This is a genomic window from Buttiauxella cochleicola (genome assembly GCF_021282435.1).
Lineage (GTDB): Bacteria > Pseudomonadota > Gammaproteobacteria > Enterobacterales > Enterobacteriaceae > Buttiauxella > Buttiauxella massiliensis.
Map to the genome: position 1 here is coordinate 90,926 of NZ_JAJSOT010000003.1, position 19,868 is coordinate 110,793.

19 protein-coding genes and 1 other annotated feature are annotated in these 19,868 nt (G+C 49.8%); of the genes, 10 read left to right on the forward strand and 9 right to left on the reverse strand.

What is annotated here, in order from left to right; translation table 11 throughout:
- Positions 1-72 precede the first annotated feature (72 nt).
- Positions 73-543, reverse strand: a complete 471-nt coding sequence (gene sbmC, locus LVQ77_RS09370) for a DNA gyrase inhibitor SbmC (protein WP_232865262.1) — start codon at positions 541-543, stop codon at positions 73-75.
- Positions 544-747: 204 nt separating this feature from the next.
- Positions 748-1,914, reverse strand: coding sequence for a serine-type D-Ala-D-Ala carboxypeptidase DacD (gene dacD / locus LVQ77_RS09375; RefSeq protein WP_232904290.1), 1,167 nt, complete (start codon positions 1,912-1,914; stop codon positions 748-750).
- A 265-nt stretch (positions 1,915-2,179) separates the two neighbouring features.
- Here dacD and sbcB point away from each other — a divergent pair, with 265 nt between their 5' ends.
- A complete protein-coding gene (gene sbcB / locus LVQ77_RS09380; RefSeq protein WP_232904291.1) occupies positions 2,180-3,607 on the forward strand; it encodes an exodeoxyribonuclease I in 1,428 nt (475 codons plus the stop codon).
- 46 nt (positions 3,608-3,653) lie between these two features.
- On the opposite strand, the gene LVQ77_RS09385 is transcribed toward sbcB, so the two are convergent.
- The 5 genes from LVQ77_RS09385 to LVQ77_RS09400 all read right to left on the reverse strand — a co-directional run bounded on the left by LVQ77_RS09385 (position 3,654) and on the right by LVQ77_RS09400 (position 8,442).
- Positions 3,654-5,018, reverse strand: coding sequence for an APC family permease (locus LVQ77_RS09385; protein WP_151994370.1), 1,365 nt, complete (start codon positions 5,016-5,018; stop codon positions 3,654-3,656).
- The gene (gene yoeI / locus LVQ77_RS22360) at positions 5,008-5,070 is read right to left on the reverse strand and encodes a membrane protein YoeI (protein WP_115631794.1); all 63 of its coding nucleotides are present in this window, start codon (positions 5,068-5,070) and stop codon (positions 5,008-5,010) included. Before yoeI ends, LVQ77_RS09385 begins: the two co-directional genes overlap by 11 nt.
- A gap of 153 nt (positions 5,071-5,223) precedes the next feature.
- A complete protein-coding gene (gabT, locus tag LVQ77_RS09390; RefSeq protein WP_151994371.1) occupies positions 5,224-6,522 on the reverse strand; it encodes a 4-aminobutyrate--2-oxoglutarate transaminase in 1,299 nt (432 codons plus the stop codon).
- A gap of 139 nt (positions 6,523-6,661) precedes the next feature.
- Positions 6,662-7,576, reverse strand: a complete 915-nt coding sequence (locus LVQ77_RS09395; RefSeq protein WP_232865258.1) for a LysR substrate-binding domain-containing protein — start codon at positions 7,574-7,576, stop codon at positions 6,662-6,664.
- Positions 7,577-7,614: 38 nt separating this feature from the next.
- Complete coding sequence (locus LVQ77_RS09400; RefSeq protein WP_232904292.1) at positions 7,615-8,442, reverse strand: SDR family oxidoreductase; 828 nt, start codon at positions 8,440-8,442, stop codon at positions 7,615-7,617.
- Positions 8,443-8,639: 197 nt separating this feature from the next.
- Here LVQ77_RS09400 and hisL point away from each other — a divergent pair, with 197 nt between their 5' ends.
- From hisL to hisIE, 9 genes are all read left to right on the forward strand, one after another.
- A complete protein-coding gene (hisL, locus tag LVQ77_RS09405; RefSeq protein ID WP_193216250.1) occupies positions 8,640-8,690 on the forward strand; it encodes a his operon leader peptide in 51 nt (16 codons plus the stop codon).
- Positions 8,666-8,788, forward strand: a sequence feature (His leader region). It overlaps the preceding gene by 25 nt.
- A 35-nt stretch (positions 8,789-8,823) precedes the next feature.
- Positions 8,824-9,723 (forward strand): ATP phosphoribosyltransferase, encoded by a 900-nt coding sequence (hisG, locus tag LVQ77_RS09410; RefSeq protein WP_064545284.1) that lies wholly within the window; start codon positions 8,824-8,826, stop codon positions 9,721-9,723.
- 4 nt (positions 9,724-9,727) lie between these two features.
- Complete coding sequence (gene hisD, locus LVQ77_RS09415; protein ID WP_232904293.1) at positions 9,728-11,035, forward strand: histidinol dehydrogenase; 1,308 nt, start codon at positions 9,728-9,730, stop codon at positions 11,033-11,035.
- Positions 11,032-12,114, forward strand: a complete 1,083-nt coding sequence (hisC, locus tag LVQ77_RS09420) for a histidinol-phosphate transaminase (RefSeq protein WP_232904294.1) — start codon at positions 11,032-11,034, stop codon at positions 12,112-12,114. The genes hisD and hisC overlap by 4 nt, the downstream gene beginning before the upstream one ends.
- Positions 12,111-13,178, forward strand: a complete 1,068-nt coding sequence (hisB, locus tag LVQ77_RS09425) for a bifunctional histidinol-phosphatase/imidazoleglycerol-phosphate dehydratase HisB (protein ID WP_232904295.1) — start codon at positions 12,111-12,113, stop codon at positions 13,176-13,178. Before hisC ends, hisB begins: the two co-directional genes overlap by 4 nt.
- Entirely contained in the window at positions 13,178-13,768 is a 591-nt protein-coding gene (hisH, locus tag LVQ77_RS09430; RefSeq protein WP_232904296.1) for an imidazole glycerol phosphate synthase subunit HisH, read from the forward strand. Before hisB ends, hisH begins: the two co-directional genes overlap by 1 nt.
- A 5-nt stretch (positions 13,769-13,773) precedes the next feature.
- Complete coding sequence (hisA, locus tag LVQ77_RS09435) at positions 13,774-14,511, forward strand: 1-(5-phosphoribosyl)-5-[(5-phosphoribosylamino)methylideneamino]imidazole-4-carboxamide isomerase (RefSeq protein WP_232904297.1); 738 nt, start codon at positions 13,774-13,776, stop codon at positions 14,509-14,511.
- Complete coding sequence (gene hisF / locus LVQ77_RS09440; RefSeq protein ID WP_232904298.1) at positions 14,493-15,269, forward strand: imidazole glycerol phosphate synthase subunit HisF; 777 nt, start codon at positions 14,493-14,495, stop codon at positions 15,267-15,269. The genes hisA and hisF overlap by 19 nt, the downstream gene beginning before the upstream one ends.
- Positions 15,263-15,874, forward strand: a complete 612-nt coding sequence (hisIE, locus tag LVQ77_RS09445; RefSeq protein ID WP_232904299.1) for a bifunctional phosphoribosyl-AMP cyclohydrolase/phosphoribosyl-ATP diphosphatase HisIE — start codon at positions 15,263-15,265, stop codon at positions 15,872-15,874. The genes hisF and hisIE overlap by 7 nt, the downstream gene beginning before the upstream one ends.
- Positions 15,875-15,927: 53 nt before the next feature.
- On the opposite strand, the gene wzzB is transcribed toward hisIE, so the two are convergent.
- On the reverse strand, positions 15,928-16,914 hold the full coding sequence (gene wzzB / locus LVQ77_RS09450) for an LPS O-antigen chain length determinant protein WzzB (protein ID WP_370645011.1): 987 nt from the start codon (positions 16,912-16,914) through the stop codon (positions 15,928-15,930).
- Positions 16,915-18,439: 1,525 nt separating this feature from the next.
- Positions 18,440-19,852, reverse strand: coding sequence for an NADP-dependent phosphogluconate dehydrogenase (gene gnd, locus LVQ77_RS09455; RefSeq protein ID WP_232904300.1), 1,413 nt, complete (start codon positions 19,850-19,852; stop codon positions 18,440-18,442).
- Between the last annotated feature and the right edge of the window lie 16 nt (positions 19,853-19,868).

Sequence of the window (19,868 nt, forward strand, 5' to 3'; positions counted from 1 at the left end):
ACAAAAGCGTGATTGTACCTGTTTTTTTAGTGTGGGCATCACAAAGTTAGGGGGCTTGAGCCCCCTTCGCCTTTAGACTTGATCTGCTACCGGGATATACATATCAACTTCCCACACTCCACTCTCAGAGCCATCATTCAGGTAGTGCTCAAAGCAAGGTTTGCCGGTTAACTGGTAACGGTTATCAGCAAGGAGACTATCAAAGAAGATATTCCATGGTTTTGCAAAATCGCCGTCGTCGACTTTTGCACGCGCGACCGCATATTGCCCTGCTTCAATGCGTGTAGTGATGACACCTTCACTGTTTTCAGGCACGGTAAAGTCTTCCGCAACGGATACAACCGTATCGCAACGGAGCTTTTCTGCAGGCACGACATCTGGGTTATCGTAGTAAACCGCCAGCCACTCTTCACCGACGACTTTATGCGATTTCACCCATAGAGAAAGTTGCTCAAATCCTTGTTGAACCGTTTTTTCCCACGGCCCTACCATATGAAAACCCGCTACTTTCCGCTCATGAACTTGTTGTACGTTAAATTCCATATGACCTCCTGACCCGATTAAAAGCACTGTATATAAATACACCACTCTATTGCAGGGAAGCAATCCTTTGGCAGGGTGATGTGGTTGCTTTGCGAGCAAGATCGCTTTTCGCCAATAGATCGTAGTACAGACGAGAAGCGCAGGTTAGAACTAAATGCGAAAAAAAGGCCAACATAAAGTCAGCCTGTTGAAATTTTTAAGCAACTACAGCTTGTGGCTCAGATAATCACTAAATCGCGACCATGCACTGCCCTTTTTAACATCTGTTAGCGTTACCAGCGGCCAGTGTGCAATCAACTTGTCGCGGTCAAACAGTTCAATTTCACCAACATGTTGGTTAGCGGCGACAGGCGCTTCCATCTCCGGGTTATCAAGGACATATTTGGCTTTAATGTTTGGAACTTCTGATTTTGGCAGCGCCAGATAGACATCCTGATTGGTGCCGACTTCAACTTTCTTTTGGTCGCCATACCAGACTGTTTCGGTGCCAATTTTTTTGCCTTTATGCAGCACCTGCACAGTATCAAAATTATCCTGACCCCAATGCAGCAGTTTACGCGCCTGATCCTCGCGGCCTTTCGAGCTTTCCGCACCCATGACAACGGCAATTAAGCGGCGCTCACCATCAACACTTGAGGCGATAAGGTTAAAGCCTGCACTGGCAGTATGGCCGGTTTTCAAACCATCCACATTCAGCCCTTTATCCCACAATAGGCCATTGCGGTTCTGCTGCGTAATGCCATTCCACGTGAGGCTACGCTCGCTATACATATGATAAAACTCAGGCTCGCCGTGAATAATGGCGCGAGAAAGTACCGCTAAATCGTATGCCGAACTATGCTGGCCAGGCGCATCAAGGCCGTGTACCGTTTCAAAATGGGTGTCACGCAAACGTAATTGCTGCACGTATTTATTCATCAGGGCCACAAATTGGGGCTGCCCGCCAGCGACGTAATCGGCTAACGCGACACAAGCGTCGTTCCCGGAATCAATAATCAGCCCGCGGCTCAAGTCATGAACCGTTAATCTGTCACCTGCTTTCAAAAACATCAGCGACGAACCGTCAAAAACCGGATTCCCTTTCGCCCAGGCATCTTTACCTACGGTGACCATATCGTTTGCCGAGATACGCCCGCTATCAATGGCGCGATCCACCACATAGCCGGTCATCAGTTTGGTCAGACTCGCCGGGTTGCGTCGCACATGTTCATTTTGCGCTGTCAGTATTTGCCCGGTGGTGTAATCCATCAACACCCACGATCCCGCCTGGATCTGTGGAGGTGGTGGTGCATTAACAAAGGTATCGTCGGCAAAAGCGGAGTGAGCAACAAAAGAAAGCAATGAACAGGCAGCAAATAGACGGATCTTCAACGATATATCCTCGGAAACAATAAATTCAGCCGCTTCTTTTACTGGAGTTTGCGATAATTTTCGCGATTAAATTGCAAAAAGTTATGAATAATCAAATTTGCATACGGGCGTTGAATGCTTTTCACGGTGGTGCAGGAGGCTTATTAATGGTTTACCATGCACTTATGCAACACCTGATAATCAAGATGGAAACATGGAGAGGGATTTAGTGGTATTTCAGTTTAATAACAGCAAGTTAAACAACACTCAAGGGCGGACATAAGCCGTGGAAAATTCAACGCAACAACCGACCTTCCTCTTTCATGATTATGAAACCTTCGGCAAAAGCCCATCCCTTGACCGACCGGCGCAATTTGCAGCGATTCGTACTGATGACCAATTCAATGTTATCGGTGATCCTGAAGTTTTCTATTGCAAACCCGCTGATGACTACCTTCCACAGCCAGAAGCTGTGATGATTACCGGCATTACCCCACAACACGCACTGGCTCAGGGCGTGAATGAAGCAGATTTTGCAAAACGTATTCATGGCATTTTTACCCAGCCGAAAACCTGCGTGGTCGGCTACAACAACGTGCGCTTCGACGATGAAGTAACGCGCAATATTTTCTACCGTAACTTTTACGACCCATACGGCTGGAGCTGGCAGAACGATAATTCGCGCTGGGATTTACTCGATGTAATGCGCGCCTGCTATGCGCTGCGCCCGGAAGGAATTATCTGGCCGGAAAACGACGAGGGGCTGCCGAGTTTCCGCCTCGAGCATTTGACCAAAGCCAACGGTATTGAACATGCGAACGCGCACGATGCGATGTCTGATGTATACGCCACTATCGCGATGGCGCAATTAGTTAAGACTCGCCAGCCACGGCTGTTTGAGTACCTTTACAGCCATCGTTCCAAACACAAACTCACCACATTGATTGATATCCCGCAGATGAAACCACTGGTGCATGTTTCCGGGATGTTCGGCGCATGGCGTGGCAACACCAGTTGGATTGCACCGCTGGCCTGGCACCCGGATAACAAAAATGCGGTGATTATGGTCGATTTAGCAGGTGATATTTCGCCGCTGCTGGAACTGGACGCCGATACATTACGCGAACGTTTGTATACGCCGAAGGCCGCGCTTGGCGATGCGGCTGCGGTGCCAATTAAGCTGGTTCATCTGAACAAATGCCCGGTGCTGGCGGTGGCTAATACGCTGCGCCCGGAAGATGCCGAACGGTTAGGAATCGATCGTAAACGTTGCCTGGATAACCTGAAGTTATTGCGCGAGCACCCTGTGGTACGTGAAAAAGCGGTGGCTATCTTTGCTGAAGCCGAACCTTTTGTACCATCTGATAATGTTGATGCGCAGCTTTATAACGGTTTCTTCAGTGATGCAGACCGTGCGGCGATGCGCATAGTGCTGCAAACCGATCCGCAAAATCTGCCTGCGCTGGATATCACTTTCGCCGATAAACGTATTGAAAAGCTGTTGTTTAACTATCGCGCGCGCAATTTCCCACGAACACTGGATGAAGCAGAACAACAGCGTTGGTTAGAACACCGCCGGGATGTGTTGTCTCAGGAAGCGTTGCAAGCCTACGCGCAAGAACTGGAGGCGCTGTATAACCTGCATGAAGGGGACAAGGAAAAGACGGCGTTGCTTAAGGAGCTGTTTGAGTACGCGCAGTTTTTGGTAGGGTAATAGATAGCAAAAAGGCCGCTTTCGCGGCCTTCTTCGTATTTAGCTTTTACGCTAAATCTTCGTTGAATTGTGGTACCGGGTTACGGAAGCGGCGAGTCACGAAGGCCAGATAAGTCAGGCCAATGGCCGCCCAAATCAGCCCCAGAATCATCGAGCTTTCTTCCAGGTTAATCCACAACGCACCGACTGTCAGCGCACCACAAATTGGTAGCACCAGATAGTTGATGTGATCTTTGATGGACTTGTTGCGCCCTTCACGAATCCAGAACTGGGAAATCACTGACAGGTTAACGAAGGTAAACGCCACCAGCGCACCGAAGTTAATCAGCGCGGTTGCTGTTACCAGGTCAAACTTAACCGCAAACAGAGCAATGATACCGACCAGTACAACGTTGAGCGCCGGGGTACGCCATTTCGGGTGAATGTAGCCGAAGAAGCGCTCCGGGAACACGCCATCACGGCCCATCACATACATCAGGCGAGAAACGCCCGCATGTGCCGCCATACCAGAAGCCAGAACCGTCACGCAGGAGAAAATCAGGATGCCGAACTGGAAGGCTTTACCTGCCACGAAGAGCATGATTTCTGGCTGCGATGCATCCGGATCTTTAAAGCGCGAGATGTCCGGGAAATACAGTTGCAGGAAGTAAGACACCACAACGAAGATCACGCCGCCAATTAAAGCAGTCAGGAAAATCGCTTTTGGGATAACGCGGCCTGCATCTTTGGTCTCTTCAGATAGAGAACTAATACCGTCAAAACCAAGGAACGAGAAGCATAGGATGGTCGCACCGGTAATCATCGGCACCACATTCGCATGTTCTGACCAGAATGGACGTGTACTGGTTAACGTACCTGCACCTTCGCCATTTGCCACACCGTAAATAACCAGACCGGTGATTACCACCATCACGATCATTTGCAGCACAACAATAAAGCTGTTGAAGTTTGCAACGGTTTTGATGCCGCGCAGGTTGGAGATAGTCATAAAGCCAACCAGCAGCACCACGAAAATCCACGACGGGATAGATGGCACCAGAGCTTCAAAATAGATTTTTGCCAGCAGGATGTTGATCATCGGCATAAACAGATAATCAAGCAAGGCAGACCAACCCACCATAAAGCCAACCACCGGGTGGATTGCTTTTTGAGCGTAGGTATAGGCAGAACCCGCTGATGGGAAGCGGCGTACTAGCTTTCCATAACTTAACGCGGTGAACAAAATTGCCACAAGGGCAAACGCGTAAGCCGTAGCGACATGTCCGTCGGTAAGGCCAGATACAATCCCAAATGTATCGAACAAGGTCATAGGCTGCATATAAGCAAGGCCCATCATAACTACCGGAATGAGCGTAAGGCTCTTACGGAGTTCAACACGAGATTTTGCACCTGCGGTGACGTTAAGCGACATGGTCATTCCCCCAAACGGCGAATACCTGCGCAAAAGCAAAAAGCTGCCCCATCTGAATTTCCTCGGCGACACGACTGTCGTTTTTTAAAAGCTAGTATCTATCCGGTACGAAGCCCGGCCTCTTGGATTTTTGGCGTATGCCTGTTTGACTACTTGAACTTAATGCAAAAAAATAACCGACGCGTTTAACGTCGGTTTTTTGTTCTCATTTAGTGAGGCGCGTATTTTGCACTAATTCAAGGCAGGATGACAAGATATTGAGGCCTTCATTAACAATTTCTTTTTCAGCCGTTAACGGGACGAGAAAACGAATAACATTCGCTCTCACTCCGCATGACAGCAACACTAAACCTTTTCTGCCTGCTTCTTGCACAAGTGCCTGTGTTAACTCTTTATTTGGGCGGTGGCTATCGCGCTCTTCCACCAACTCCATCGCGATCATGGCACCGTATCCGCGCACATCACCAATGCAGGTAAATTGCTCACTCATTTGCTGTAAACGATCAGTGATTAGCTCACCGATTTCCTGCGCCTTTTGATTGAGATTTTCTTGCTCAATGACATCAGTCACCGCCAGTGCCGCTGCAATCGCTACAGGCGAGCCGGCATAAGTACCACCCAAACCGCCAGGCATCGCTTTATCGAATAGGGATTTTTTGCCGACGAGCGCTGAAAGTGGGAAACCGCCAGCAAGACTTTTTGCCATAGTGATGAGATCCGGCTCCACCTCACTATGTTCAATCGCAAACGTTTTACCCGTTCTGCAGAACCCACTTTGGATTTCATCTGCAATCAGAACGATGCCGTGCTTATCGCACAGCGCCCGCAGTTGTTTCATAAATGATGGTGACGCAGCATAGAAACCGCCCTCACCTTGCACCGGCTCAATAATGATCGCGGCGACTTCATCCGGCGAAACATCAGCAGCAAAAATACCCGCCAATGACGCCAGTGCCTGAGTGTCACTCACGCCAAGATAGGCCGCTGGATAAGGTGCGTGATAAATGCCTGCCGGGAACGGACCATAGCCCTTTTTATACGGCTGCACTTTGCCCGTTAAGGCCATGCCCAGTAAGGTCCGGCCATGGAAGGCGCCACGAAATGCGATGATGGCCGAACGCCCCGTCGCAATACGCGCCACTTTAATGGCATTTTCAACCGCTTCCGCGCCGGTAGTGAGAAACAGTGTCTGGCATGGTTCGCTTATTGGCACCAGTTTGTTCAGCCGTTCGGCAAGCTCAATATAGTTGCCGTAAGGGGTCACCTGGAAACAAGGATGGGTAAATTTTTCAAGTTGTTGACGCACCGCATCAATGACTGCGGGGTGATTATGCCCGGTATTTAGCACCGCAATACCAGAGGCAAAATCAATGTAGCGTTTGCCTTCAACATCCCATAACTCGGCATTTTTCGCTTTTTCGATGTATACCGGCAGTGCATTGCCGACCCCATGAGGAACCGCCTGTTCACGCCGCGACTGCCATTGCTGATTGGTTTGCTTCATACAGACTCCTTGCGTGCAAAAAAACTCCGCAAAACAAAGCAGAGAAGAAAATTTAAACGCGAAGACATATTCAGAAGAAATAACGAGCCACTTTAAACAATAGATGTGAGCCTGGCGCTCTGCCACTCACCCAAAAGCATTATTTTTGCGTGGTTCCGTATACCAATGCGATTTCGGGACTATTGACGATTTGCTCTCGCCACCATTCACTGGCAAGCCCGGCAGTCTGCTCATTCCAGCCAATCCATACCGGTACAAAAGGTACATGGGATACAACCTGCTTTTCCACCAGCACGCCACTTTCGATAAAACGCTGCGCCATGTAACGGGGTACGTAACCACAGCCAATACCACTGATTTGCAGCTCGAGTTTGGTTTTGAAATCAAAAACGGTGATCGCATCTTGTTCTTCGAGTAAATGCATCGAACGTGACGGCTCAAGACGCGATGTGTCGCCAACTACCACGGCACGGCTGCGTTTGATAATCCGGCGAGTGAGTGGTTCTTCAGCTTCCGCAAGTGGGTGATGAGGTGCAACAACAAAGATACTTTCAAGTTGACCAAGGAGTGTAAAACCAAAACCGCTCAACGATGGTGGGTCGCTCATAGCGCCAACAATAATATCGGCCCGCCCTTCAGTGAGCGCTTCCCATGAACCGCCCAATACACCGTTGATGAATTTCAGCCGCGTCACGCTATAACTTTTGTAGAAAGCTTCAATAAGTGGAGTCAGCAACGAAAAGGGAAAAGAATCATCCACGCCAATCACCAGCTCGTTTTCCCATCCCTGATGAAGCTTGATAGCCTGCTGTTCCAGTTCGCGTACGGTATGCAGCACTTCGCGGCCTTTTTCCAGCAGAAGCTGACCCGTTCGCGTAAAACGCGCACGGTGGCCGGATCGGTCGAGTATTTGAATGTTGAGATCGTTTTCGAGTTTTTGAACGGTGTAACTGAGTGCGGAAGGCGTTTTAAAGAGCTTTGTTGCCGCAGCAGCAAAGCTCCCTTCTTTATCGAGGGTATCGAGAATTATCAGCACATCCAGCAGTGGTTTCATACTCGTTCCTGGAGGTCACGAGCAACACCCCACAGCGGTTACTGCATGGGCATTACCAGCGGGTTTGGATATTGATATTCAAACCCAAGTTCGTTGCAAATACGGTTGCCATCCACCAGCTTACCGTGGCCATTTTGCGTTTCAGTTCGAAAAACGGGTGCGTCTAAATTCATCTGCCGTGCCATCAAAGAGTAGAACTCGGCACGCGTTGGATGAGCCGGCGCACATAAATTATAGATGTGCCCGCCTTTCGGAGCCTGTAGCAACAGAGTAATTGCTGAAATAACATCCTCAAGGTGCACCAGATTCACCCTATGAGCACCGTTAGCCACATTAGTTTTCCCTGCCAGAAAACGACCAGGATGGCGTTCCGGCCCAACCAAACCCGCAAGACGCAAAATATCTACCGAGGTGCCAGGCAAATCATGCAGCCAGGTTTCAAGCTCTTTCAGCACCCGCCCACTGGCGCTAACGGGCTCAAGCGGCGAGGTTTCTTTCACGCTGCCTTCTGTTTCGCCATACACAGACGTGGAACTGGTAAAAATGATACGCGGGATATTATGAGCCAGTGCGCTATCAACAATTTCTTGTACCGCTTGCAGGTAAAAATCGTCACCATCGCCAGTACGACGAGCGGGCAGAGTGATCACCAGCGCATCAGCATCCAGTAATGCATCAAGATCGTCGCTGTCACAAACCAGCTCAGGAGTCAGTTGCAACTGATAACCGTCAATCCCACACATTCGCGCCGCTTCAACGCCATCGAGGGTCGTTTTACTCCCTGTCACTTGCCAGCCCCGCGCTGATAAAGACAACGCCAGTGGCATTCCCAGCCACCCTAACCCGACAATCGCAACCTTTTTCATGCCTTCTCTCCTGGATTGCAGCATATCTCTCTGCTGTGCTTTTTAGCCCTTTATTAAGGCTACGCCACGTTACGACAACTGACAATCAATGGCACTAAACAGAATATTAATTGAGGGGGTAAAAAGCCCTTGCACAAGGCACTGAATATGGTTTACGTTAAAAGCACATCATGAATAAACATTCATACGAGAATTTTATGACACGCGTTCAAACTACTACCCACCATCATCACCATCATCCTGACTAGTCTTTCAGGCGATGTGTGCTGGGAGACAGAAAAATCTTCCAGTGGTGCATGAACGAGTCAATAAGCCCCCGGAAGATTTCTTCCGGGGGCTTTTTTTTGGACGTCAGACAAGAATTTATTAGAGGGATTACTCATGTTAGACAATAACCGTTTACGCATAGCTATTCAGAAATCAGGCCGTTTAAGCGATGACTCACGCGAATTGCTCGCACGCTGTGGCATAAAAATCAACCTGCATACCCAGCGCCTGATTGCGTTAGCTGAAAACATGCCGATCGACATTCTGCGCGTGCGTGATGACGATATCCCTGGCCTGATTATGGACGGTGTGGTTGATCTCGGCATCATCGGTGAGAACGTGCTGGAAGAAGAGTTACTGACGCGCCGTGCTCAGGGCGAAGATCCACGTTACTTTACCCTGCGTCGCCTGGATTTCGGCGGTTGCCGCTTTTCTCTGGCGATTTCCGTTGATGAGCCGTGGGACGGCCCGGCCAGCCTGAATAATAAACGTATCGCAACTTCTTACCCTCACCTGTTGAAGCGCTACCTTGATGGCAAAGGTGTGCAGTTTAAATCTTGCCTGTTGAACGGTTCTGTTGAAGTGGCTCCACGTGCGGGCCTGGCTGATGCAATCTGTGACCTGGTTTCTACCGGCGCAACACTCGAAGCTAATGGCCTGCGTGAAGTTGAAGTGATTTACCGCTCCAAAGCCTGCCTGATTCAACGCGATGGTGAAATGCCTGAAGCAAAACAGCAGTTAATCGACAAACTGATGACCCGCATCCAGGGTGTGATTCAGGCGCGTGAATCGAAATACATCATGCTGCATGCACCAAGCGAGCGCCTGGATGAAATTATTTCTCTGCTGCCAGGCGCTGAACGCCCAACTATTCTGCCGCTGGCTGGCGATCAACAGCGTGTGGCAATGCACATGGTGAGCAGCGAAACGCTGTTCTGGGAAACCATGGAAAAACTGAAAGCGCTGGGTGCCAGTTCGATTCTGGTGTTACCAATTGAGAAGATGATGGAGTAACACCATGGCAAACTTCAATACGTTGATTAACTGGAATGAGTGCGATGCAGCGGCGCAACAGGCTTTGCTGACCCGTCCGGCGATTTCTGCCTCCGAAAGCATTACTCGCACGGTGGCTGACATTCTTAATAATGTGAAAGCTAACGGTGATGCTGCATTGCGCGAATACAGCGCAAAGTTTGATAAAACAGATGTGCAGCAGCTGAAAGTCAGTGCGCAGGAAATTACCGATGCCGTTGCTCGTCTGGGTTCGGAGATTAAAGACGCGATGGCCGTTGCTGTCGCGAATATCGAAAAATTCCACGTGGCCCAGCAACTGCCAACCGTTGATATCGAAACCATGCCGGGTGTGCGTTGCCAGCAGGTTACGCGCCCGGTTGCCTCTGTTGGCCTTTATATTCCCGGTGGTTCCGCACCGCTGTTTTCAACCGTATTGATGCTTGCCACGCCTGCACGAATCGCGGGATGCAAAAAAGTAGTGCTGTGTTCACCTCCGCCGATTGCCGATGAAATTCTGTATGCCGCGCAACTTTGCGGTGTGCAGGAAGTGTTCCAGGTCGGCGGAGCGCAGGCCATTGCCGCACTGGCGCTGGGCACGGAAAGCATCCCGAAAGTGGATAAAATCTTTGGGCCAGGCAACGCGTTTGTGACCGAAGCCAAACGCCAGGTCAGCCAGCGTCTTGACGGCGCGGCTATCGACATGCCAGCTGGCCCGTCAGAAGTGTTAGTAATCGCCGATAGCGGTGCGACGCCTGACTTTGTGGCATCGGATTTGCTTTCACAGGCCGAACACGGCCCGGACTCGCAAGTGATTCTGTTAACGCCGGATGCCGATATGGCACAAGCCGTTGCCGAAGCCGTTGAGCGCCAGCTAGCCGCTCTGCCACGTGCTGAAACCGCTCGCAAAGCGCTGGAAAGCAGCCGCCTGATTGTTGCCCGAGACCTCGAGCAATGCATTGAGATCTCCAACCAGTACGGTCCGGAACACCTGATTATTCAGACCCGCAACGCCCGTGAGCTGGTCGATAGCATCACCAGTGCAGGTTCCGTGTTCCTCGGTGACTGGTCACCGGAATCGGCTGGCGACTACGCTTCTGGCACTAACCACGTGCTGCCGACGTATGGTTATACCTCAACGTGTTCAAGCCTTGGACTGGCTGATTTCCAGAAACGGATGACGGTTCAGGAACTCTCACCACAAGGTTTCGCAAGTCTTGCGAAAACGATTGAAACTCTGGCCGCCGCCGAGCTGCTGGATGCCCACAAAAACGCCGTTACCCTGCGAGTTGCAGCACTGAAGGAGCAAGCATGAGCATTGAAGAGTTAGCCCGCGAAAATGTCCGCGCCCTGACCCCTTACCAGTCGGCTCGCCGCCTGGGCGGTAACGGCGATGTGTGGCTGAACGCCAACGAATATCCAACTGCGGTTGAGTACGAACTGACGCAACAGACGCTAAACCGTTACCCGGAATGCCAGCCGAAACTGGTCATCGAACGTTATGCCGAATATGCAGGCGTGAAACCCGAGCAGGTGCTGGTCAGCCGTGGCGCAGATGAAGGTATCGAACTGTTGATCCGTGCATTCTGCGAGCCGGGTAAAGATGCGGTTCTCTACTGCCCGCCGACTTACGGCATGTATAGCGTGAGCAGCGAAGCGTTCGGCGTTGAAGGCCGCACCGTGCCAACACTTGCAGATTGGCAGCTTGATTTGCCGGGAATCGCTGAGAAAATCGAAGGTGCAAAAGTCATTTATGTTTGCAGCCCGAACAACCCAACCGGTCAGTTAATCAATCCGCAAGATTTCCGGGTGCTGCTGGAAATGGCTCGCGGCAAAGCGCTGGTTGTGGCAGACGAAGCCTATATTGAGTTTTGCCCACAGGCGTCGCTCGCTGGCTGGTTGAATGAGTATCCACATCTCGTAGTACTGCGCACGCTTTCCAAAGCCTTTGCGCTGGCTGGCCTGCGTTGTGGCTTCACACTGGCCAATGAAGAAGTGATTAACTTGCTGATGAAGGTCATCGCCCCTTACCCGCTTTCGACCCCGGTTGCGGATATTGCCGCTCAGGCGTTAAGCCCGCAGGGAATAAATGCAATGCGCGAGCGTGTCGCAGAAGTTCTGGTGAATCGCCAGTACCTGGTCACCGCGCTTAATGAAGTAGGTTGCGTAGAGCAAGTTTTCGACTCAGAAACCAACTATGTTCTGGCCCGCATCACCGCTTCAAGTGCAGTGTTTAAATCTCTGTGGGATCAGGGCATTATCTTACGTGACCAAAATAAACAACCATCGTTAAGCGGCTGCCTGCGGATAACCGTTGGCACCCGTTTAGAATGCGAGCGCACCATTGCTGCGCTGCGTGAACAACCAGGCCTGACGGCCACGGAGGGCGTGTGAGCCAGAAAATTCTTTTTATCGACCGTGACGGCACTTTAATTTCTGAGCCACCTTCAGATTATCAGGTGGACCGCATGGACAAACTGGCCTTTGAGCCAGCGGTGATCCCCGCCCTGCTGCAATTACAAAAAGCAGGCTACAAACTGGTTATGATTACTAATCAGGACGGTTTAGGTACCGAGAGCTTCCCGCAGGCGGATTTCGATGGCCCGCACAACCTGATGATGCAAGTGTTTACCTCGCAGGGCGTGAACTTTGATGACGTGCTGATTTGCCCGCATCTGCCCGCCGATAACTGCGATTGCCGTAAACCTAAACTGGCGATGGTTAAAGGCTACCTGGAAGAAGGCGTGCTGGATAAACCCAACAGTTATGTGATTGGCGACCGCGCGACAGATATTGAGCTGGCTGAAAATATGGGAATTCAGGGTTTACGCTACCACGGCGAAACGCTGAACTGGCCGATGATTAGCGAGCAACTGACCAAACGTGACCGCTATGCCCACGTTGAACGTGCCACCAAAGAGACACAAATCGACGTGCAAGTCTGGCTCGACCGTGAAGGTGGAAGCAAAATTAACACTGGCGTCGGTTTCTTCGACCACATGCTGGACCAGATTGCTACCCACGGCGGTTTCCGAATGGATATCAGCGTAAAAGGCGATCTTTATATCGATGACCACCACACCGTTGAGGACACCGGTCTGGCGCTGGGCGAAGCGCTGAAAATCGCACTGGGCGACAAACGTGGGATTACCCGCTTCGGCTTCACATTGCCGATGGATGAATGCCTGGCCCGTTGTGCACTGGACATTTCTGGCCGCCCGCACCTGGAATATAAAGCCGAGTATAACTTCCAACGTGTCGGCGATTTAAGCACTGAGATGGTTGAGCACTTCTTCCGTTCGCTTTCTTACACCATGGGCGTGACGCTGCACCTGAAAACCAAAGGTAAAAACGACCATCACCGTGTCGAAAGCCTGTTTAAAGTCTTTGGCCGCACGTTGCGCCAGGCTATTAAAGTCGAAGGCGACACGCTGCCCTCCTCAAAAGGAGTGTTGTAATGAACGTGGTGATTCTGGACACAGGATGCGCCAACCTGCACTCGGTGAGGTCAGCAATCCAGCGCCACGGCTACGAGCCACTGGTTAGCCGCGACCCGGATGTGGTGCTGCGCGCCGATAAACTTTTTCTACCGGGCGTTGGAACAGCACAAGCGGCGATGGATCAGATTCGTGAGCGCGAGCTTATCGATCTGATCAAAGCTTGTACGCAACCCGTGCTGGGCATTTGCCTCGGTATGCAATTGCTGGGTTCGCGCAGCGACGAGAGCAACGGTATCGATATGCTCGGCATCATCGAGCAGCCAGTGCTAAAAATGGTCGACCATGGTTTGCCTTTGCCGCATATGGGCTGGAACCGCGTCTATCCAAAAGCCGGTGAACGTCTGTTCCGCGGCATCGACGACGGTGATTATTTTTACTTCGTGCACAGCTACGCGATGCCGGTATGTGCAAACACCATCGCGCAGGCAAGCTACGGTGAAGCCTTCACCGCGGCCGTGCAAAAAGATAATTTCTTTGGCGTGCAGTTCCACCCGGAGCGCTCGGGTGCCGCAGGCGCAAAATTACTGAAAAACTTCCTGGAGATGTAAGCACCATGATTATTCCTGCTCTCGATTTAATTGACGGCACAGTGGTGCGCCTCCATCAGGGGGATTATGGCCAGCAACGCGATTACGGCAACGATCCGTTACCGCGTCTGCAAGAATATGAAGCACAAGGCGCACAAGTGTTGCACCTGGTTGATTTAACCGGCGCGAAAGACCCTGCCAAGCGCCAGATCCCACTGATTAAAACGCTGGTTGCGGGCGTCAAAGTTCCCGTGCAGGTTGGTGGTGGTGTACGTACAGAAGAAGATGTTGCCGCACTACTTGAAGCAGGTGTCGCGCGTGTTGTCGTCGGATCAACAGCGGTGAAATCACCCGAAGTTGTCAAAGGCTGGTTTACCCGCTTTGGTGCTGATGCGCTGGTGCTGGCGTTAGATGTGCGCATCGACGAACAAGGCAACAAACAGGTTGCCGTCAGCGGCTGGCAAGAGAACTCGGGTGTCTCACTGGAAGAACTGGTGGAAACGTATCTGCCCGTCGGCCTCAAACATGTGCTGTGCACCGATATTTCACGCGATGGCACGCTGGCAGGCTCGAACGTCTCATTATATGAAGAGGTTTGTGCACGTTTCCCACAGGTGGCATTCCAGTCCTCCGGCGGCATTGGTGATATCGATGATATCGCCGCGCTGCGTGGAACTGGCGTACAGGGTGTGATTGTTGGGCGTGCACTGCTGGAAGGGAAATTCAACGTAACGGAGGCGATTTCATGCTGGCAAAACGGATAATTCCTTGCCTGGACGTACGCGACGGGCAAGTCGTGAAAGGTGTGCAATTCCGCAACCATGAAATCATTGGTGACATCGTGCCACTCGCGCAACGTTACGCTGCCGAAGGTGCTGACGAACTGGTGTTCTACGATATCACCGCATCCAGCGATGGCCGTGTGGTTGATAAAAGCTGGGTGTCACGCGTTGCGGAAGTTATCGATATTCCTTTCTGCGTGGCGGGTGGCATAAAGTCGATTGAAGATGCCGCGCAGATTCTCTCTTTTGGCGCGGATAAAATTTCAATCAACTCCCCTGCTCTGGCTGACCCTGAACTGATTACCCGCCTGGCCGATCGTTTTGGCGTACAGTGCATCGTGGTCGGAATCGATACCTGGTTTGATAGCGAAACCGGGAAATATCACGTCAACCAATATACCGGTGATGAAAGCCGCACGCGTGTCACCAAGTGGGAAACTGCAGATTGGGTGCAGGAAGTACAAAAACGCGGGGCCGGGGAAATCGTTCTGAATATGATGAACCAGGATGGCGTGCGTAACGGTTACGACCTTGAGCAATTGAAGAAAGTACGTGAAGTTTGCCACGTGCCACTGATTGCCTCTGGCGGTGCGGGAACCATGGAGCACTTCCTGGAAGCCTTCCGTGATGCAGATGTTGACGGTGCACTGGCAGCCTCAGTGTTCCACAAACAAATTATTAATATTGGTGAGCTGAAACTTTATCTGGCTCAGCAAGGCGTGGAGATAAGAGTGTGCTAACAACAGAACAACAAGCTCAACTGGACTGGGAAAAAACCGATGGCCTAATGCCGGTCATCGTCCAGCACGCCAAATCCGGCGAAGTGCTGATGCTGGGATATATGAATCCGGAAGCTCTGGCGCAAACCATTGAAAGCGGAAAGGTCACCTTCTTCTCTCGTACGAAACAACGTTTGTGGACCAAAGGCGAAACTTCCGGCAATTTCCTGAATGTCGTAAACATCGCTCCAGACTGCGATAACGACACACTTCTGATCCTGGCAAACCCAATTGGCCCAACCTGCCATTTAGGTACCTCAAGCTGCTTTGGTGAAACCCACCACGACTGGCACTTCTTGTATCAGCTCGAGCAACTGCTGGCGTCACGGAAAACTGCCGATCCTGAAAGTTCGTATACCGCGAAGTTGTATGCGAGTGGAACCAAGCGTATCGCGCAGAAAGTCGGTGAAGAAGGCGTGGAGACCGCTTTGGCCGCAACGGTTAATGATCGTTTTGAGCTGAAAAATGAAGCGTCGGATTTGGTCTATCACCTGCTGGTGTTACTGCAGGATCAGGATTTGGATTTGAGCGCGGTGATTGAGAATTTGCGGGAAAGGCATAAATAAGTTTGCTTTGATTTGAATAAGGCCGCGAAAGCGGCCTTATTCAAATTCTGAATCTAGGCATCAGGTTTATAGTTACGTAAAGCATTGCGGCCTAACACTGCACCTGCACCAACCATCCCACCTAACAATGTTGCCAATATCAATGTCAAAGCACGCTTCGGACTATCTCGACGAATTGGCATAGTTGGTTTCATTACATAGCGGTAAGAATGGATTGTCGCAGGATCGATTTTCAAACTCTGAATATCAAGTAAGTTCTGTTTAGTCTGGTAGTAAGTAGATGAAAACACTAACGGGCGTGTAGCCTCATTTTTAATCATCGAAGACAGTGCTTCACTACCTAATAGAAACATTGTGTCTTGAGTAACATCAGAAGTTTGCTGTAACTCAGGTGACGAAACCTTTGCTTCTGTTGCAAATTTAAGCGCCTCACTTATTTGCTTAATACGCAAATCTTTTTGTTCCTGCGCTACTTTTTGCTGAGTTTGCAAAGAGTCCTCCAGTGTTGAAATTTGCAGCTTAATATTGTCCTTAAGATCTACGGCAAGCTCGTCACCAACCTGTTCATCAACTCGTTGTATATACTGAGCTACTTTAGCTTTAGCACCTTCAGGTGTGTTATCGACATAAGTCACTTTCAGGGGTAATTGTTGACCTTTGACAGAAGGTTCAACTGTGAGTTTTTCAGGCTCTTCCTGGTTATCTAACATTTCGGACAAAGCAGAAAGTGAGGAGCTCAAGCGGCCAACGACTCTGGACTGTAGATCGTTAATATTAGGGGCAGCATTGCCATAAATAACGTTTAACGCGTTGCTGTAGGAAGCAATTTGCGCAGCATCCGGCTGTGTAATAACCGCTGTAGAGGTCCATTTCTCTTTCGCTACAAACAGATAGATAACGGCAAGCATTATGGCCGCAACAATACAAGCAATAATGGTGGTTTTCCCTTTCCACAACTGCATTAAAACATCTAATAAATCGATTTTTTCGCCTGGATTCCCTGTATGGCTTGTCATTACATTTTTATCTTGAATCATGATTACCCTAAAAATAAGTTCACAAATCGCTAACATTTGTACAAGCTTAGTATAATCAGATAAAAGAAAAATTGCCTGCAAAGGAATAATGATTTACGTCGGAAAAAACCGAAAAAACGCGTCTCAAATCATGGGGCTGACTAGTCCTCACATAGGTTGATACTTTCTGCTTTAAAACTCCTGATGAACTTCTTCAGCAGTTTCATGTTTTAATGACAGATTGACCGATGCGGTCACTATATATTGTTGATTTCCGCCAACTCCATAACCATCTTTTTCGCCTGCACGATATGTTCTGGCTTTACGAGCAGATATTCCATTTTTAAAATCCCGTTTATGCGATCCGCAAGCCAGTTCTGATAACAGTCATACCCATCCGTTATCGAGCAGGCCACCCAGTGACGTTCATGCAAAGTCTGATATTCTGTTGAACAGTACTGGAGAACCCGTTCTGAGTGATGCTTTAGCGCTGATGCGGGGTATACAGACTTTCATGCATATAATATCCCATTATTTTTCTCTACCCAGCACCTATGGCCGGACTGATATACCCCGTTCCTTTCCACAGCGGCTGATACCCCACCTATACCTGTTCAGTACAGTGGGAAAAGTCCTGAGTTTCGCCAGGCTTCAGTAAGTTAGGGTGACGGTAAAAGCGATGATGGATATTCGTCATTTGTGGTTTGCCCGCGAAGTCATCATTAGTAACCGCGAGCCACGCAGTATCAGGAACAGGTGGTACGGCCAACATGCAAGGCAGGTTCAGCTTGTCGCCGTAAGAGATAATGCAGATTACGCACCCAATCGGGGTTGCCGCAACCGGAGGCCTTCACCTTCTCAAAGTGATTCCTGGCCTGCAGTTCTCTTCCGAATTCACGTTGCAAACACTCATACCACGCCTACCGGCTAATTCCCATAAACCGTCAAACGTGCGTTCTGTGAGTCCCGGTATTTGTGCTTACATGACAATGTGGCCAGCTGCTTTATTGTCAGAGTGGCTCCGAACTCAGTATTCATAACATTCACAACAGCTTCAAAAACTGAGCTTTAACTTCTGATACCGCGAGTTGCTGTTCGATTTCTTTGACTCACAACTCGGAAGTAAGAGGTATTTTGGGCATGTTAACTCCATACGTTCTTGCAAGAGAGGGGGAAAACCAGTCGCGTTGAACATCCTTTCGGAGCCACCCCATAACAGTAGAACTCCCTTAGATAACGTAATACTCTTGTACCTGGCGGCAAGCCATTGGACCTTTCTCGACCTGTTCGACAACGGCTAATTTAAAGGATAGGAGGGGTAATCGCGTTGCGCGCGTTTAACATATTAGTTCATCACATTTTCCTCAGGGTGGGAGTTAAATGTACAACGCTATTTATGAGGGGTCTGTCTATCAAGACATTATTAACATCGCGGGCAGGTCAGTAGCAACATCAAAAAACCAAAATTTTACACACGTATTAAAAATAAAAGCCAGTGGAGAGAATTCTCCACTGGCTTTAAGTTAAATCATAACGTTCCGACAGTTAATTACTTTTCCATCCACTCGGTATGGAACACACCTTCTTTATCAATACGCTTATAAGTATGCGCACCAAAGTAGTCACGCTGCGCCTGAATCAGGTTGGCAGGCAGTACAGCTGAACGGTAGCTGTCATAGTAAGAGATAGCAGCAGAGAAGGTTGGTGTTGGAATACCATTCTGCACAGCATAAGAAACCACATCACGCAGTGCCTGTTGGTACTCATCAGCAATTTTCTTGAAGTAAGGAGCCAGCAGCAAGTTCGCAATGGCTGGGTTTTCTGCATAAGCATCGGTGATTTTCTGCAGGAACTGAGCTCGGATAATGCAACCTGCGCGGAAAATCTTAGCAATCTCACCGTAGTTGAGATCCCAGTTATTCTCTTCAGATGCTGCACGTAGCTGGGAGAAACCTTGAGCGTAAGAAACAATCTTGCCCAAATACAATGCACGGCGCACTTTCTCGGCAAAATCAGTTTTATCGCCAGCAAATGGTTTAGCCTGCGGGCCGCTCAGCACTTTAGAAGCGGCAACACGCTGCTCTTTCAAGGAAGAGATGTAACGTGCAAACACAGATTCGGTGATCAGGGACAACGGTTCACCTAAATCGAGTGAGCTCTGGCTAGTCCACTTGCCAGTACCTTTGTTCGCTGCTTCATCAAGAATCACATCTACCAAGTAGTTACCGTCTTCATCTTTTTTAGTGAAGATGTCTTTGGTGATGTCGATCAAGTAGCTGCTTAACTCGCCTTTATTCCAGTCGGTAAAGGTTGTCGCCAACTCTTCATTCGAAAGATTCAGGCCATTTTTAAGCAGTGAATAGGCTTCAGCAATTAATTGCATATCACCGTATTCAATTCCGTTGTGAACCATTTTTACATAGTGACCAGCACCATCAGCACCAATGTAGGTAACGCATGGTTCGCCATCTTCAGCAACGGCTGCAATTTGCTTAAGAATTGGAGCAACCAGTTCATAAGCTTCTTTCTGACCGCCTGGCATGATGGAAGGCCCTTTCAATGCGCCCTCTTCCCCACCAGAAACGCCTGTGCCGATAAAGTTGAAACCTTCCGCAGAAAGCTCACGGTTACGACGAATTGTATCCAGGAAGAAGGTGTTTCCGCCGTCAATCAGGATATCGCCCTTCTCAAGATACGGCTTAAGAGAATCAATGGTCTTGTCCGTGGCCTCACCGGCCTTAACCATTAACAGGATGCGGCGTGGAGTTTCGAGAGACTCGACAAACTCTTGCACCGTATAGTAAGGAACCAGCTTCTTGCCCGGGTTCTCTGCGATAACTTCTTCAGTTTTATCGCCAGAACGGTTGAACACGGAAACGGTATAGCCACGGCTTTCGATGTTCAGCGCAAGGTTGCGCCCCATCACTGCCATACCAACGACGCCGATCTGTTGTTTGGACATTACTTACTCCTGTCAG

Coding starts and splice junctions, on each gene's coding strand:
- LVQ77_RS09400 (WP_232904292.1), bottom strand. CDS start 8,442: ATGAAAAAGGTTGCGATTGTCGGGTTAGGGTGGCTGGGAATGCCACTG.
- hisA (WP_232904297.1), top strand. CDS start 13,774: ATGATTATTCCTGCTCTCGATTTAATTGACGGCACAGTGGTGCGCCTC.
- LVQ77_RS09385 (WP_151994370.1), bottom strand. CDS start 5,018: ATGTCGCTTAACGTCACCGCAGGTGCAAAATCTCGTGTTGAACTCCGT.
- hisD (WP_232904293.1), top strand. CDS start 9,728: ATGGCAAACTTCAATACGTTGATTAACTGGAATGAGTGCGATGCAGCG.
- gabT (WP_151994371.1), bottom strand. CDS start 6,522: ATGAAGCAAACCAATCAGCAATGGCAGTCGCGGCGTGAACAGGCGGTT.
- LVQ77_RS09395 (WP_232865258.1), bottom strand. CDS start 7,576: ATGAAACCACTGCTGGATGTGCTGATAATTCTCGATACCCTCGATAAA.
- hisC (WP_232904294.1), top strand. CDS start 11,032: ATGAGCATTGAAGAGTTAGCCCGCGAAAATGTCCGCGCCCTGACCCCT.
- hisG (WP_064545284.1), top strand. CDS start 8,824: ATGTTAGACAATAACCGTTTACGCATAGCTATTCAGAAATCAGGCCGT.
- hisF (WP_232904298.1), top strand. CDS start 14,493: ATGCTGGCAAAACGGATAATTCCTTGCCTGGACGTACGCGACGGGCAA.
- sbmC (WP_232865262.1), bottom strand. CDS start 543: ATGGAATTTAACGTACAACAAGTTCATGAGCGGAAAGTAGCGGGTTTT.
- hisH (WP_232904296.1), top strand. CDS start 13,178: ATGAACGTGGTGATTCTGGACACAGGATGCGCCAACCTGCACTCGGTG.
- gnd (WP_232904300.1), bottom strand. CDS start 19,852: ATGTCCAAACAACAGATCGGCGTCGTTGGTATGGCAGTGATGGGGCGC.